This window comes from cyanobacterium endosymbiont of Rhopalodia gibberula (assembly GCF_003574135.1).
Lineage (GTDB): Bacteria > Cyanobacteriota > Cyanobacteriia > Cyanobacteriales > Microcystaceae > Rippkaea.
In genome coordinates, this window is the sequence record NZ_AP018341.1 from 2,942,795 (window position 1) to 2,959,240 (window position 16,446).

General features: G+C 34.6%; 10 protein-coding genes. 7 read left to right on the forward strand and 3 right to left on the reverse strand.

Going from position 1 to position 16,446, the window contains the following annotated elements; genetic code table 11:
- Positions 1-150: 150 nt before the first annotated feature.
- The 5 genes from RGRSB_RS09575 to RGRSB_RS11235 all read left to right on the forward strand — a co-directional run bounded on the left by RGRSB_RS09575 (position 151) and on the right by RGRSB_RS11235 (position 5,388).
- Entirely contained in the window at positions 151-849 is a 699-nt protein-coding gene (locus RGRSB_RS09575; protein ID WP_119260849.1) for an MBL fold metallo-hydrolase, read from the forward strand.
- Between the two features lie 2,044 nt (positions 850-2,893).
- Positions 2,894-3,682 carry a sulfite exporter TauE/SafE family protein gene (locus RGRSB_RS09580; RefSeq protein ID WP_119261045.1) on the forward strand — a complete coding sequence of 263 codons (789 nt, stop codon included), beginning with the start codon at positions 2,894-2,896 and terminating at the stop codon, positions 3,680-3,682.
- A gap of 139 nt (positions 3,683-3,821) precedes the next feature.
- A complete protein-coding gene (locus tag RGRSB_RS09585; RefSeq protein WP_119260850.1) occupies positions 3,822-4,472 on the forward strand; it encodes a DUF3318 domain-containing protein in 651 nt (216 codons plus the stop codon).
- Positions 4,473-4,910: 438 nt separating this feature from the next.
- Positions 4,911-5,132, forward strand: a complete 222-nt coding sequence (locus RGRSB_RS09590; protein WP_119260851.1) for a hypothetical protein — start codon at positions 4,911-4,913, stop codon at positions 5,130-5,132.
- Positions 5,133-5,334: 202 nt separating this feature from the next.
- Positions 5,335-5,388 carry a hypothetical protein gene (locus RGRSB_RS11235; RefSeq protein ID WP_420823017.1) on the forward strand — a complete coding sequence of 18 codons (54 nt, stop codon included), beginning with the start codon at positions 5,335-5,337 and terminating at the stop codon, positions 5,386-5,388.
- 810 nt (positions 5,389-6,198) lie between these two features.
- On the opposite strand, the gene proS is transcribed toward RGRSB_RS11235, so the two are convergent.
- Positions 6,199-8,013, reverse strand: coding sequence for a proline--tRNA ligase (gene proS / locus RGRSB_RS09600; RefSeq protein WP_119260852.1), 1,815 nt, complete (start codon positions 8,011-8,013; stop codon positions 6,199-6,201).
- Positions 8,014-9,849: 1,836 nt separating this feature from the next.
- Positions 9,850-11,091, reverse strand: a complete 1,242-nt coding sequence (trpB, locus tag RGRSB_RS09605; protein WP_119260853.1) for a tryptophan synthase subunit beta — start codon at positions 11,089-11,091, stop codon at positions 9,850-9,852.
- A gap of 145 nt (positions 11,092-11,236) precedes the next feature.
- Here trpB and RGRSB_RS10835 point away from each other — a divergent pair, with 145 nt between their 5' ends.
- Positions 11,237-11,365: a hypothetical protein gene (locus RGRSB_RS10835; RefSeq protein ID WP_269460788.1), complete on the forward strand. Its 129-nt coding sequence runs from the start codon at positions 11,237-11,239 to the stop codon at positions 11,363-11,365.
- Positions 11,366-11,791: 426 nt separating this feature from the next.
- On the opposite strand, the gene nadC is transcribed toward RGRSB_RS10835, so the two are convergent.
- Positions 11,792-12,643, reverse strand: a complete 852-nt coding sequence (gene nadC, locus RGRSB_RS09615; RefSeq protein WP_172582101.1) for a carboxylating nicotinate-nucleotide diphosphorylase — start codon at positions 12,641-12,643, stop codon at positions 11,792-11,794.
- 2,158 nt (positions 12,644-14,801) lie between these two features.
- Between nadC and RGRSB_RS09620 the strand changes: the two genes are divergently transcribed.
- Positions 14,802-16,403: a helix-turn-helix domain-containing protein gene (locus RGRSB_RS09620; protein WP_119260854.1), complete on the forward strand. Its 1,602-nt coding sequence runs from the start codon at positions 14,802-14,804 to the stop codon at positions 16,401-16,403.
- The last annotated feature ends 43 nt before the right edge of the window (positions 16,404-16,446 follow it).

Sequence of the window (16,446 nt, forward strand, 5' to 3'; positions counted from 1 at the left end):
TTAGTTATTCCTTACAAGTTAGAAGCTAATTTTGAAGATTAATTTGTTCTAATCTCTCACCAACATCAAATTCCTCCTTTTATTACTAATTATTACTGAATGGTTGTATACTTGAGAAGGTTTTGACAATCTGACTCCCTTTAACAAGTTATGCTATTTCGTCAACTCTTTGATGGGGAATCTTCGACTTATACTTATCTCATCGCTGATCGCACTACAAAAGAAGCGTTACTGGTTGATCCAGTATTCGAACAAATTGAACGTGATTGCCAACTTTTAGAAGAACTAGGATTAACCCTCAAATATTGTTTAGAAACCCACATTCATGCTGATCACATTACGGGGACAGGAAAACTAAGAGAAATAACCGGATGTCTGGGAATTATTCCGGAAAATTCCAGAATTGCCTGTGCTGATCGTTTTTTAAAAGACCAAGAAACCTTGCAACTTGGAGAGATTATTCTAAAGGCGATTGCTACCCCTGGGCACACAGATAGTCATCTAGCACACTTAGTCAATGGAACTCACTTATTGACAGGAGATGCTTTATTTATTCGAGGATGTGGACGCACCGACTTTCAAAGTGGAGATGCAGCAACTCTTTACGACTCAGTAACTCAGCGACTTTTTACTTTATCTGATGATATCCTAGTGTATCCTGGTCACGACTATCGAGGTCACACAGTTTCTACTATTGGAGAAGAAAAAAAATGGAATCCTCGCTTTGTAGGACGGGATAAAAGCAATTTTATTACCTTTATGAACAATCTTAATTTACCAAATCCGAAAAAGATGATGGAAGCTGTCCCTGCTAATAAAAATTGTGGGAAAATCTCAGAAAAAATTTAGTTTTTTAAGTAACTCTAGAAAAGAGAATTAACAAAAAACATTAAGACAGATCTTTACCAAAAAAATCTTATCAAGAAATAGTTTACTTATTTGGTTTAAAGCTTATTTTGTGATTAATTTTATCTTGAATTGGAAAGACAAACATTTTATTTCAAAATTATTGCCTATGCAAATAATAAGTCTATCGTCAAAAAAAAATAATTATTTTAATGCGATGTTTATCGATAATCTTGAATTTTAAGACTACTATAGTCAGTGGTATTAAAAAAATTAAAAAAATTCCTAAAGATGATTAGATACAAATAACTAAAAAATTGAAAAGATACGGTAAATCATTCTTAATCAGTGGTGTTTTTCAGACAAATTAAAGGAGATAATCAACATAAAATAAATCTTAGGTTACTGGAATTCTTCAATTTAAGTGAATTAAACTATCTCCAAGACTCAAAAATTATTACTCGTACTTGATGTTTAATATCTCCAGCGTTTTTTAAATTTTTTTAAAATGACGTTCAATCTTCTACTCTTAATTTAGAAGAGTGCGATTCTAGTCCAGTGCTTAATGAATTAGAAAGTAATAATTATTGGTTGCTAGAATAACTGATAACAGTAGACAGATTAGCTACCATAAGAACTATCTATTTTCTTCTGTAATAAAAGTAATTTTTTACTAAAAAAAATAAAGTATAGTTGACTCACTGTCAAATTATATGTGTTTCAGCAAAAGAATAAAAAATAGTTAAAATAATCCCATTTAACTCAATTTAAATTAGTAGAAATAACAAAGAAAACAATCGATTTTAATCGTATCAAAAAACACTGCTCAGTTGTTTCTTCTTTCTTTTTGTTCTTGGGTAGATTTGTAAGAACTAAATAGATTTTTGAGGAGTTATCGGGAACTTAGACCATAGCAAGTTTATTAATGAAACTGTCTTACATTGAATAGAAGTTACACATTGACAGATAGACTTAAAATATGTGCTTTCTGAAAATATGAAACTAGCGCTAAAAATAAAGAACAAAAAACTGATAGAATGGACGAAGTTATCGAAATACAGAGGTAAGTATACGAACTCTTTAATCGAACCTTAAAAGAAAGGATTTTATCCATTATAGGTTCCTTCCAATTTCAAAAAAGCATCGCGTAATCTAGTCAACTATAATTATTTTGTTGAACTTAATATTTTGGGAAATGACGTTGCTGTAGTGTTCGTCACCAAATAACAAAATAGAAATCACAGGGATTAATTCCGTCGAATCTACTCCGATAGCTGTCTGTTGCTGAATTTTCAGTACAGTAGAGTACACCAAGTTTATAGAGGCTCAGTTCGATGAATCTATAATTATGTGAGATGATCTTAAGGATTTAGACTACGTTTAATAATAAACAACCGCGGTGAATTATTAGCTTTTTAGTTAAGTTAAAGTAATACAGATAACCGTAAATTCATCTCTAAATCAAGGTAAGGTTTGATTGAAAAATTGTTGGTAGATAGAGAATATCTTATTTAAGAACTCTTTAAAAAGCTCTATTAATAAGGAACTTAATTAATGACTAGTCATTAATTGAAGATGAGGCAACAGTTAGTAATACTAAGTGATATGATCTTACCTTGTAAGCGTTTTCTTATTGAAACAGTTAGCGACCAACCTAAAAAATATCTCTCAAATTGAACATTCGAGAAATCGAATTATTTAGAACTGTTCTGTTAACTTTTGTTCTCGCCTAATTTCTTAGGCTCATTTACTTCAAAAACCTTCTTTCAACTTAAAGTTAAAAGATAGGCTAGCTTTGCTTCCTGTTATTTTTAAACAACCATTGATTGTGGACTGGATTGTTGGCGGTTATTATTTCATATAATCATCAACCTCATCGTATTTTTACTTAGATATTTAAGAATAACAACTGTATTTTTAAATATCGTCGAACTTACGTTATTTAAAATCAGTCCAAGTGAAGTTAGGGTGAAGAGAAAGACTCTAATTGTTACCTTATGTCTTTATGTTTCCTAATCGTTTACTATTTGAAAATATAACTGTTGATATGTTGATACAAATCATTGGACATCTGCTGGCTGGTTGTATTGGGATTAGTCTAGGACTATTAGGGGGAGGAGGTTCAGTTCTCACTCTGCCTATTTTAGTCTATGTTATGGAAATTCCCCCCAAAAGCGCGATTGCCATGACCTTAGTTATTGTAGGGGTCGTTAGCATCGTTGGGGCAATTCCCCACTGGCGTAAAGGGAATGTAAATCTTAAAAAAGCATTTTTATTTGGTAAAGCTACCATGTTAGGGGCTTTTTTTGGAGCTAATTTAGCTATTCTTCCCTTTATTACAGAAAAAATACAACTGCTACTATTTGCCATAATGATGATTGTAGCGGCTGTTTTAATCATTCAGAAAAATCTATTACCACCTTCATTTTTTTCCAAAGAAAATACTAACTCTAATCAAAAGGTTCAACCCGTCCATCGATATAGTTGGCTTTGGTTGATCTTAGAAGGGTTGGGCATTGGGATTTTGATCGGACTAGTGGGAGTTGGGGGAGGATTTGTTATCGTTCCAGCCTTAGTTTTGTTGGGGAATACCCCGATAAAAGAGGCTATTGGAACCTCCTTGGTAATTATTGCCTTAAATGGAATAGCTGGATTTCTAGGATATGTGGGTAAAGTCCCTCTTGATTGGAGTTTAATGGCCTCATTTACCTTAGTAGCAAGTTTCGGAACCTTTTTCGGGGCGCATTTATCTCAATATGTTCAAGCAAAGCAACTAGAAAAAGGATTTGGTTATTTCTTAATTGTCGTCGCAGTCTTTATTTTCATTCAACAATAGGGTGTTTCATCCCGTTGATTAGCTTCAGATGAAACCCAAACTAAGATTATGATAGAAGTAGCGAACTCTAATATTTGGGATCGCTACAATCGAAAATAACATCCTTGTAATAGTATAGTTAATTAACATAAACAATCCTATGACATCCTACGTAGCTTCATCTGCCAGAGCAGAAATGAGTGAACTTCGACGGCTTAAAACCTTATTACCACCGGAATTACAAAGTTGGGTCATGGTCGAAGGTAGCACTGAGGTCAATCCTTCTCTGCTTCGCTGTGAAGAACTTGGAAAAGATGAAGTTGAAATACAAGTTGACCTGACTCAATGGGAAAACTTCTCGATTGACCAGCGCAATCTACTTTTTTGGCATGAAGTTGCCCGAATTCAAAATGACACAATTCCCAGAGAGGGGTGGGAAATGGCTGCTCTGGCCATTGGTTTAGGGGGAGCAGTTGGCGAACTTTGGGTACAAGATGGTTTACTACTTTTGTTAGCCCTTACTTTATGCGGAATTTCTGGCTATCGACTCTGGCAGAAAAATAACGGTGAACGGAAACTCCGAGAATCCCTTGATGCAGATGAAAAAGCCATTACCCTAGCCACTCGTTTCGGGTATTCCCTACCCAATGCCTATAAAAGTCTTGGTAGTGCTTTAAAAACTCTCATTGAGCAAACCCCAAACCGTCGCCAACGCAAACGATATGAAACTCGTCTCCAAGCTCTCAGAAAAAGTGCAGCTAAAGCAAAAGCTAAAATGCAGCAAAACCCAGTTCAACGTCCTCATCTTTAATAGAAGATTATTAACACTATTAAGAGTTTTATGCTAATAGTTTGACAACGAAGAAAATAAATTAAACCAATTCCTACTTTCATGATTTGCCAAAGACATAAAATTCAATGATGTCTGATTTGTGATTTTTATATATGACTCGCCAGATACCAAAAGTAAAGTTTCCAATTGTTGTCGTTGACAGACAATCGGTCAATGATGCAGATGCCCCTATGACTAACGGTTCTGGAGGCAGTCGTATTTAAAGACATTTGTCATCAATAACTTGATAATAGCCCCGTTACCCGACAACTAATCCTCAATTTTACTCAGATTTAATTCATCGAGGGTAGTGGGGTTGAATCATTAGTTCATAACTTTAAAGTATCCAAAAATTATGACTTTAAAATGGTTTTGTATTATCTCCATCCCCTTTTATGCTAGTCATGACAGGACTCAATGAAGTTTTTCCTAATTATCAAAACCCTGGATACAAGGAAAACAACGATATCCTCGACGAATAATCTACAGCTTCTCAAAACCTATCCTTCAGTCAATTCTTGGATTAAACGCTCTATTGATATTGTAGGCAGTATAGTAGTAGGACGGGGAGTTCTTGGGGCATTATTAATACTCATTCTTATTACCATTCAATTTGATAATCCAGGAGCAGTTTTTTAAAAAAAGCTAGTTTTGGATAGCAGGAAAACCGCTTTAGGAAGACAAAACTTTGTTCTATTATATCCCTATAATATATAGATGCAGAAGCCCAAAAACACAAAATTTCTAATGAAGCACAGGGAGCGATTTGAAAAAAATGAATGCTCCACGAAGTACGATTACAAAAGTTGGAAAACTTTTATGATGCACCAGTTTAGATGAATTGCCCCAGTTTTGGCGTGTTCTTAAAGGAGAGATGAGTCTAGTGGGTTTGTGACACCCAATTTCTGATGAAGTGGGTCTTTATGAAATTTCTCAGTGGCAACGGTTAAACGTTAAGCAAGGAATGACGGAAGAATGACAAGTTTATGGGCGAGCACAGGTGAAAGTTTTTGAAGACGTGATTGAACTAGATTGACGTTGCCAAGCAAGTTGGAGCTACTGGTATGATTTAAAATTTATTTTCAGAACAATTCTGATCTAATAAAAATATCCGATTAAAAATCATAACCAAATTTAAAGCTTTAAAAAAAAATTGGTAGAGATCGAGAAAAGTACAGTAAATTCTCTGGATCAATAAAGAGGACGCCGACTATTTTTAATGAGAAAATTAAATGATAACTTACAATATGTTCACATTACTGGTCAGGGCAATTGCTCGATTATGGGAAAAATTTTAGTTTCTTTTAGACCAAGTATGATGAATTAGTAGTTAATCACTTCTAAAATTTTTATTTTGACTACATTCTATAACTATGAAAACTAAATCTCTATCAAAATCAAGTTTTCATAGTTGTATAAACCTTGCAAAGCAGTACTTTCAACTTTTTTTATTATAATCTTGTTATGACTAGTCTAAAAGAACTAAAATATTTAAAATAACCGTAACTACGTCACAATCAACCGATAATAGTCATCGACACTATTTAGATTTTTCAACAGAAATGTTAAGTGCAGTCCTCACCAAAAATCTATTGATTTAGATGTGGTTAGGACAACTGAGAAATAAACTGCAACGCACATTGACGATAAAAAGTCACAATTGTAATATTATCTCTTTATAGAAAGATGAACCTTATTTTGTGGTTTATTGTGGGTGTGTATCTATTCCAGTGACCCATTGTTTCAAGGTAACTACTACTTTCTCAATAGCCATCTCCCGGGAGTTTTTTCTTGCCCGTTCTACCACTTCCACCTTACCAGATTTGAGTGATCGCCCTGTCACAATACGATAGGGAATACCAATTAATTCCGCATCCTTAAATTTAACTCCAGCCCGTTCATTTCGGTCATCCAAGAGAGTTTCTACCCCGGCTTGGTTCAACTCGTTATAAAGTTTCTCAGCCACTTCTATTTGTTTAGAATCATTAATATTGGGAATAACTACAATTACATGGTAGGGGGCTATTGCTACCGGCCAAATAATTCCATCCTCATCATAAGACTGTTCCACAGCCGCTTGAGCTAGACGAGATACTCCTACCCCGTAACATCCCATAACTAAGGGCTGTTCTTTTCCTTTTTCATTGGTAAAGGTTGCCCCCATTGCCCGGGAATATTTTGTTCCTAATTGGAAAATATGTCCGACTTCAATCCCTCTAGCGGTTTTTAGAGTTTGTTTATGATTATGAACCGCGCGATCACCCACCATAGCTGTTCTTACATCTACTACTAATTCTGGCAACTTAAACTCTTTATCCCAATTAGCCCCTATTTGATGATATCCATTTTTATTAGCCCCTGTGATAAAGTTTTTCAAATCTATAACAGTCTTATCCACTATTCTCAAGAATTTTGGGAAGTAATCTTTGCTATTATCAATATAATCGTCTCTTAGATCGGGAGCAATATATCCTAATGGGAGGGGTTTAGTCGCCCATTTTTGTTGTGATGTTCTATTAGAAGTTGCCAAATCTAAAACTGCACTTCCTTGATATTGAGGGGCAAATGTTGTTAATTCATTTTTTAACTTGACCTCGTTTACATCGTGATCTCCACGAATTGCAATCAATACTATAACAGTCTTTCCACTATCATACAAAACTTCATAGAGGACATTTTTGACGATCACTGTGGGGGAGCATTTCAAGAATTTAGAGAGTTTCTCTACAGTATCAGTTGCTGGAGTTTCTCGTCTCTCTGATTGAGTAAAAGGAGATTTTTCCGCATCAAGAGGCAAAGATACCGCTTTTTCTACATTAGCTGCATATTTTCCATCTTCGGTATAGAAGATTTGATCTTCCCCTGCTTCAGCAAGTATCATAAACTCCTGAGAGGCTGATCCCCCGATTACTCCTGAATCTGCTTGTACAGCTCTAAATTCCAAACCACAACGACGAATTATGTTCTGATAAGCTTTGTCCATAGCTTCGTAGGTTTTTTGAAGACTTTCATGAGAAGTGTGGAAGGAATAGGCGTCCTTCATAATAAATTCTCGTCCCCGCATTAACCCAAAACGAGGGCGAATTTCGTCACGAAACTTGGTTTGAATTTGGTATAAACTGACAGGTAATTGACGATAGGAATGGATCATGTCCTTAGCAAGAGTAGTGATCACCTCTTCATGGGTTGGTCCCAGTCCCAATTGTGTTTGTCGTCTATCGACCAAAGAAAACATAATCCCTTCTGCTTTAGTATAGGTCTCCCATCGACCTGACTCTCGCCATAAGTCTGCCGGTTGCAGTTGAGGAAGTAAACATTCTTGAGCGTTGACAACGTTCATTTCTTCACGGACAATTTGGGATACCTTTTGTAAAACTCGCCACATCAGTGGTAAATAGGTATAAATTCCACTACCAATGCGACGGATATATCCCGCTCTCAATAGCAGTTTATGACTAGGAATTTCTGCTTCGGCAGGATCTTCCCTTAGGGTTACAAAAAGCATTTGAGACAGTCGCATGGCTAGTTTCCTCTTATTGACCCAGAATTCATTATGGCATCTTTTGGTGATTTTCAAATCTTGCAAGAGGACTTCTTGTTAGGTCTATCCTAGCTTAATTCGTTCGTTTTTATAAGAAAGAAGACAGAGAACAAATATTACCCAAGATTATTTGATAGATGGCTTATTCGATAAATTTAATAGTCTGAGTGATTAGCTAATTAGTTTATACCAAAGTTATCAATCTTATTTATTTGAAGCGTTTAATTGTTTATTAAATTGGCGTACTTTTGTCTGGCACTAGATTGTGACTATTTGGAGTAAGACTTCAATCTTCAATCGAAGATTATCAAATATTTAGCTATAATTAACAGTAACTTGTTTGGAAAACCTTCTAGTTTTTGATTAACAGAGAAACCAATAGGACAGAGAAAAGACATGCGATATCTTATATATCAGAGATTAATCTTCATTTAGTTTAATTCAATTAGTTAATTCTGAGAATATAAAAAAATTGGAAAATCTTAAATTTTCTTAATCTCAGCTAACAGGTATTCTTTAATTTATATTAAAAATAAAACATTTTTAATATAAAGCAATTATTTAAAGTATTCTTAAGGTTATGTAAACTATAGAAATGAATTGAATAGATCAAAAACCTAGTATATCTCAACTTTAAAAATTAAGATAAAAAATGTTTGAACTATAAAAAATAATTCTAGACTGAAAGATTGATTTAAAATTTAGTTATCATCATAAGACTAGATTCAGTTTCAGAAATAGAACAAATGATGACCCTGAATCAGTTGCCCAATGTTCTAGTTTACAGCATTATCCTACCTATACTTAATCCTTGTCTAATTGATATACTTTGTCTCTTATCTTGAGTTGATGCAGTCTGAGATCAACAAACAGCGCTCTGTTAATGTACATTATGGCTTCAAAAGTAACCGCTATAAACAAGACTCCACAGTAAATTGACAGAGTTATCTATAAAACTCTAATTAACTAATGTCATCTCTTCGTTTAAGAGTGTTTTTCAAGTCGAAGCAGAAAAAGGGTTTATTTTATCGAAGTAAAGCTCTATGTGTTTTTCAACAAGTAAATAATAGAGCTAATGTGATTATATCGTCAGTAATAGAGTGAAAGTTAAAGAAAATTGCCATTTATTTAATAGCGATTTTTATTTGGATAGGTCAAGGTGAAAAAACTTAAAAAACACTAGTTGCACAAAAAAATAAAGCGGCACTCCATCTCTCATAGCTAAGGAAAACATCCTTCAATTAAGGTAAGATAACTTAGGCTTGGTATTATAGGATAATTTCTAGAAAGACACAACAATACTACTCTAAAAGGACTAAATACTTGTCTATAAGAAAAAATAAATGTGAAAGTTGGTATTTACCCCGCCGTGTATCACCCAATTCAAACATTGCTGAAAAGAGATTAAAAAATTTTTATAATAAAAAATGCACGAACTAATGTCTCTATTAATTTTCGGGTTTCATTTGAACTTCTTAGGCTAGAGACCCTTCTAATTTTTTCAGTATGAGTTGACAGTTTACCTATTTTTTTATAAAAAAGAACATACTGTTGTCTATTTGTACTCGAGTTCTCGACGTAGCACAGATCACCCAAAAAATTATTGTTGTGGGTTACGGCAAGAAGTAAGTCCAAAAACTACAAAAAAAGCGCCAATTTGTCTGACGCACTTCACTTAATCTTTTATTTAAGAACCGTCTATGAGTCTACTTTTTGTGGTTATTAATATCCTTCTAAGCTTTAACTGTAAAACCAGTTCTATGATATCATCTAAATGATATTGCAAAGATATCATAGAACTGGAATGATAGTTAATTATTCATTATTCAAATATTTAGCTACCGTTTGCACATCTTTATCCCCTCGTCCCGAACAATTGATAATAATACGAGGACTGCCTTCCAATTGAAGACAAAGAGTTTCCAGATAGGCGATCGCGTGAGAAGTTTCCAAAGCGGGAATAATCCCTTCTAATTGAGACAACTGTTGAAAAGCTGCTACCGCCTCCGCATCGGTAACACTATAGTATTCCGCGCGATGGCTATCTTTAAGATAACTATGTTCCGGACCAACTCCAGGATAATCTAATCCAGCACTGATAGAATGGGCTTCAATCACTTGGCCATCTTCATCTTGTAAAAGATAACTCATTGCTCCATGTAAGACTCCAGGACGACCTTTTGTTAAGGTTGCAGCATGTTTTCCAGACACAATACTTTCTCCTGCGGCTTCGATTCCAATTAACCGGACGGAGGGATCATCCACGAACTCATAAAATAGTCCAATAGCATTAGAACCACCTCCTACACAAGCTAAAAGAATATCTGGCAAACCACCCCATTTTTCTAAACTTTGGCGACGGGTTTCTTGTCCGATAATTTGATGAAAATCACGCACCATCATAGGATAGGGATGGGGACCAGCTACTGATCCGAGAATGTAATGGGTTGTTTCTACATTTGTTACCCAATCTCTAATAGCTTGTGAGGTAGCATCTTTAAGAGTTCCTGTTCCCATTTCAACAGGTTTTATAGTAGCCCCCAGTAAATTCATGCGGAAAACATTCAATTTTTGACGTTCCATGTCGTGAGCGCCCATGTAAATCACGCATTCTAGACCAAAACGGGCGCAAACAGTGGCGGTTGCCACTCCATGTTGACCCGCTCCTGTTTCAGCAATAATGCGCTTTTTATTCATTCTTTTGGCTAACAGCACTTGTCCCAGGGCATTATTAATTTTATGCGCTCCAGTATGGTTTAAATCTTCTCGTTTGAGGTAAATTTGAGGACCATTACCATCAGGATGACTATAACGAGTGGTTAAACGTTCAGCAAAGTAGAGGGGGCTAGGTCTTCCTACATAGTCTCGTAATAATTGATTTAATTCTTCTCGAAAGTCGGGATTGTCTTTGTAGTGACTGTAGGCAGTTTCTAGTTCACTTAAGGCTGGCATTAAGGTTTCGGGGACATACTTCCCACCATAACTGCCAAAACGGCCTAAAGCATCAGGATATTGGCGTTGTGTGGCTGAAGTGGTAGAAATAGGGGTTATAGTCATTACAGTTTCGTGATCTATGATCTGTTCAAAAGTGTGACACTCTAGGTGTTAATTCTATCGAAATTTAACGGGGAATTTTTTCTTTCCTCCCTACCAAAATCCGATTAAATACTAAATCTACTTCAAAGTCTTTTGAAAAGATACCATGAATCAAACCATCAGTTTAGATAATGTTCGTAATAGGAAAATCAAAGATATTGTTGGGGCTGATTTAACTGAAGTCGATTTTCCAGGAGTTAGTTTACCTGAAGTTCACCTATCCAAAGCTAGTTAACAAGGAGCTAATTTACGGGCTAACTTAAGGGGGCTAATTTACAAGAAACTAATGCTGACTGTGGTAAGGCTGATTTGTGCTAAACAATTCTTTTAGCTCTTGAAGGAAGTAAGCTGAGTTTGATCAGAGCTTTTTTGCAATAACTTTATTTAGTCACTTGGATTGAATAGGAGTCGATTTTTGCGGTTGTGACTTGCGAGGCGCATCTTTAGTGGAAACAACACTACAATAATCCAATTTCGGCTATTTTAAATTACCAAGAGCCGATCCATCCCAAGTTAACTTAAGAAAAATGGATTCTTCGGGGCACTTTCTCTATTATGGGGCACCCAGGTGGAAAATGCTGACTTATAAGAAATTGGATCACAACAAACTTGTCTCGAAGGTACTCTTTTAGAGTTAACTATCAATCGTCAAATTTGAATCTTATAAGATTCTCATACTTAAATCTAGCCAGGGTGATCGCGTAATGGGCGCACTACTTGAAATATAATCAACCCCCGTTTCTGCTACGGATCGAATGGTTGTTAAAGTAACATTACCCGATGCTTCAATTTTGACCTTAACGTTGTTATTGCGGATAAGTTGCACCGCCTGTTTCATTAAGGACAATTCCATATTATCCAACATAATGATATCAGCAGCACCTTTCAGGGCTTGGTTTACTTCTTCTAGAGTGGTAGTCTCTACTTCTATAGTGAGAGGATAAGGTGTAGTTCGGCGGATACTATCAATAGCTGGTTTAATACCCCCTGCTGCTTTGATGTGATTGTCTTTGATCATTACCGCATCATCTAACCCCATACGATGATTAATTGCTCCTCCAACCCGAGTGGCATATTTTTCTAAAATTCTTAGTCCAGGAGTTGTTTTACGAGTGTCTACCAATTGGGTGGGGAGGTCTGCGATCGCCTCTGTGTACTTTTGGGTAGCTGTAGCAATTCCACTTAGGCGCATTGCTAAATTTAAGGCGACCCTTTCTCCCATCAACAGCGCATCCAACGGTCCGTTAAACGTAGTAATCACTTGTGACGGCTGTACCTGGTTTCCCTCAGCGATCTCATAATTGACTTGAACTTGATCGCTCAATAGTTCAAATACCCTAGCGGCTATAGGTATCCCTGCAATAACTCCTGTTTCTTTAGCTAACCATTGCGCTTGTCCCCATTGTTGTAAAGATAAACCTTGAGCAGTGCAGTCGCCTCGCCCTACATCTTCTCGCAACCATGTGTTGAGTAATGGATCTAAAATTAACCGATGGGGTAAGATGTTCATCATCTAAGTTGGTAATTGAGACTAAGAGAAAGAGGGGTAAGAGGTGGGACAAATTGACAGTTTTCATAGACTTAGACTATACCCAAGTTTCAAGTACACAACTACTTAGTACAGTAACATCACTAATAACTTAGTGATTTTTCTTAAATTGTTAGTAATCAATTTTCCTACATTTACTTTACAATCAACTCACAGTAATTAGCAAGGATATTTTTATAACCTATCATTAATCTTATGTAGATAGGTGAGCAAAAATAAAAAAGGAAGAACCGAGTCTAAAACAGTTACTAGATGAATGGCTCTAAATAAACATTAAGAAAAATTTAAGATCTCTATATTTAAACAACTGGAGTTAGCTTTATATCGCTTTAATCAAAATTATTTATAATTATTCCTTTAGAAAAAATTTTGTTTAACTATCCTAGCTTAATTAGGTTCATACTAAAACATTTCTCCAGTAAGTCTATGGGTTTTTAAACCTATTCTTCTGTTACTATACTTAGTTCTATACTCTAATTTTTTAAAAAAACTAGATAGAATCATTTATTTAATATCTCAGTTTAACTTTGCTTAAACTAATTATATAAACTTCTTTTTTTTAAGAAGACCAGTTTTTTATATTGTATTTTTTAGCTTTAAAAGACTATGTTTGAACAAAAATTATTTTTTTATTTATAAATGGTATTTATTTATTAATATTATTAATATGTATTTCTCAATATCTACACCAACCTCTTCAATCTTGATTAGAATATTTTTTCTCCAAACTTATGGTTATTTTACTATTTTATTTAAATAAACTAACGCTATATAATTACTTATCTTTTTTTAATTACGGCAATTCTATTAAGATTAATTATTTTAATACTTAATGCTTTATCTATCATAAAAAATCAAAATATTTGAGTATTATTTTTATTTTTCTATATTTTTTGATAAGTTAATTTAACTTATTTTTATAATTCTCACTATTAAACAAGTATAGATTTAGTTAAAGTTTTAATGATGATTATTTTAAATTAACTTATAATTAATAATTAATTTTTATCTTTATATTTTTTATTTTTACATTACAGGCTCGGTATAAATTAAGTTCTTTTTATTCTACTTTTCAGAGAAACCTATCATTTCTCTTTTCCTTTAAGAATATATATAGAAATTATTTTTCTATATAGTTTCACAAAATCTACAATTTGTTTAACTTTCTATCCTCTTGCAATTAAACATACTATTTCTAATCTTTTTGCATTTTGGAAGTAATTAATTTCGAGTCGACTTTTACAGTTCTTGCTCTCCTCAATTCTTTTGGCTAAATTTTTAGGCATATTGACATCCAGTGATCGCTATTTTTTAAAAATTTTTCTATTCTTTACTTATTTAAGTTTACTTTTTTAGTAGAAAGATTAACATGGCTCTTCTAAACTAGATGTGGAAAAAATTATGATAAAAAAATTTAAAGTCTTGTTTCATAAAGTTTCTAAATTTACAAAAATTTTTTTAAATTCTACAAGAAATGGAGTTGTACAGTGCAGGCAGTCGGAATAAAAATATTGGAAGTTATTAGTTGCTAATCTAACATTCTCAGTCTACAATGGCTGTTTATATTGTTTTCTTATTTATAGAATGAATGGCTGTCACGGCTAATCTCATATACAACACAAAAAGTTGCATACTTAGAACAGTCTCGGACAATAAAATGAATTTAGAAAAATTTAAAACATAATTTATGGATAGGAAATTATCATACAATGTTCATTGTAAACAGAATGTGGAGCATCTCGTGAATAATATTGGGAACAGGAGTAGTTTCATCGTATAGCATAAACGGGTAAAGAAGTGAACGTTCAGGGTGACATATATTTTTGATAAAAACAGATCATTATGCTCCTTGATGTTGTTCACTAATTGTCTAAAGATGACTATATTCAGCGATTGTGGTGGTCGTTTTACAGTTTTTAAAATTTTGATAGATTTACTTGTCGGTTTCTAATTATCAGAATCAGGGAATAATCTTCTAAATATAGAATTAGAAGAAGATTTTATGATTGATACCTGATACATCTGTTAACCAAGCTAGATGAGCAAAATTTATGTTGTATCAAGTCTATCTTAGATTTAAGACGCTAATTTTTTCACAAATTGTAATTCTGCAGAAGGTGCTATGTCCTATACAATTGCCAACAGTTGTCCAAGCTGTACTCCCTGTCAAATAAAATGCCCTACTGGGGCAATTCAAGTCAAGGATGGAGAGTATCTGATTGACCAGCGACTATGCAACAATTGTGAAGGCTATTTCTCAGAACCTCAATGTATTGTCCAATGTCCCATCAGTAGTCCTATTCCTGTTCAAGCAAAAAAAGGTAGATATAAAAGTGTTTCGAGAATAGCAACCTCTGATGAACTTTTTGTCAATGGAAATAATACTCCGTTTGCATCATCAATGGTCATTTGGGAAGGATGCAATGTGTTAACTAGTGCGGCTGTTTTACCCTGGGAAAAAGACGATAATGGAGCACTATATTACCAACGAGAGGTTAAACAAGGTCGTGGGACAATGATTTTCCGATTAAACGATACTTTAGAATCAGCTTCTTCTGAAGAGTGTAACTATGCATCCAATGTTTCTAAGTTAGAAACGATTGATATTCGTTCGGCAAGTTTACATCTTATCTTTTCAGCTTATGCAACCACATTAGAGCAACCTTGGGAGCAAGAGTTTATTATTAGTGATCAACAAATTGAAGATTACTTAGGTTTAGATAAACGTAAAGATCTCAGTAAGGCAGCTAAGCTATCGTTAATTAAAACATTAGTACAACAACCAGGCCAACTTAGAATAACGGTTGATTGGCCAAAACAAGGGAAAGTTGAGGGATTTACGGTTCCTGAAAGCCCCTTATGGCATATTTTAGATATTCAACATCATTTTCAGCAAGACGACTCGGGATGTCAACATCTAATCGGGCTAACTTTCACCATAAAACCGGGGCTTTGGGCAAAGTATTTTTTGAATAAACAAGGTTACAAACGACGGATTGCTTTTTACCAATATGGGTCGTTGCCTAAATTTCTTTTAACTACAGTCATGAGTATTTGGCAGCAACATCAAGGAGCAGTTCGGATTATGTTGTGGTTGCTATTTAAAAGTAAAATGGGCAGAAAACAATGTTTAACAGTTTCTACCTTAATGCGAGTGGCCTATGGTCAGGGAAAAATCAATCAGTCAAACTTGCAACGGGAACAACGAAAGCGACTAATTCGTTCTTTTGAAAGTGACCTCGAGGTGCTTAACCATTATGGTATTAAAGCTGTTTTTGATCCTGTTTCCTATCCTGAAACCATTCAACCTATGTGGGTAAAATTGGCCGATTTACCTGATGATGCTGATGAAGCCTTAGACTTTTGGATTAATGACGGTTCTCAAGAAAATCGCGTTACTGATGCCGGTCGTCGTGGCAAATGGAATCAGTTAATGAAAGCGCGCATTCGTAATTTTGAATTACCCCCGGAGTGGGAGGAACAACTGGCTAAATTTGAGCGTAAAAAACAACAACTTACCAACCGAAAAAGTCGTTCTAAAAAATTATCTGGTCTTACCGCTGAACAGATTTTAGCTGCCAGGCAACGTCAAGGAATGAGTCAAAGAGCATTGGCGGAGAAATTAGGTAAAAGTCAAAGTTGGATTCGAGATTTAGAAAGAGGACGTTTTTCTGCAAAACCTGAAGATAGAGCGATTCTACAGAACGTTTTAGGATTAAGGTAAAATTCTAGGGAATTGACAGATGTATAAGATGGTTTTTATCAGA

What these genes read in the sequence shown, in the direction of transcription:
- nadC (WP_172582101.1), bottom strand. Translation starts at nt 12,643, where the DNA reads ATGATGAACATCTTACCCCATCGGTTAATTTTAGATCCATTACTCAAC.
- RGRSB_RS09620 (WP_119260854.1), top strand. Translation starts at nt 14,802, where the DNA reads ATGTCCTATACAATTGCCAACAGTTGTCCAAGCTGTACTCCCTGTCAA.
- RGRSB_RS10835 (WP_269460788.1), top strand. Translation starts at nt 11,237, where the DNA reads ATGAATCAAACCATCAGTTTAGATAATGTTCGTAATAGGAAAATCAAA.
- RGRSB_RS09590 (WP_119260851.1), top strand. Translation starts at nt 4,911, where the DNA reads ATGAAGTTTTTCCTAATTATCAAAACCCTGGATACAAGGAAAACAACG.
- RGRSB_RS09585 (WP_119260850.1), top strand. Translation starts at nt 3,822, where the DNA reads ATGACATCCTACGTAGCTTCATCTGCCAGAGCAGAAATGAGTGAACTT.
- RGRSB_RS09575 (WP_119260849.1), top strand. Translation starts at nt 151, where the DNA reads ATGCTATTTCGTCAACTCTTTGATGGGGAATCTTCGACTTATACTTAT.
- proS (WP_119260852.1), bottom strand. Translation starts at nt 8,013, where the DNA reads ATGCGACTGTCTCAAATGCTTTTTGTAACCCTAAGGGAAGATCCTGCC.
- RGRSB_RS09580 (WP_119261045.1), top strand. Translation starts at nt 2,894, where the DNA reads ATGTTGATACAAATCATTGGACATCTGCTGGCTGGTTGTATTGGGATT.
- trpB (WP_119260853.1), bottom strand. Translation starts at nt 11,091, where the DNA reads ATGACTATAACCCCTATTTCTACCACTTCAGCCACACAACGCCAATAT.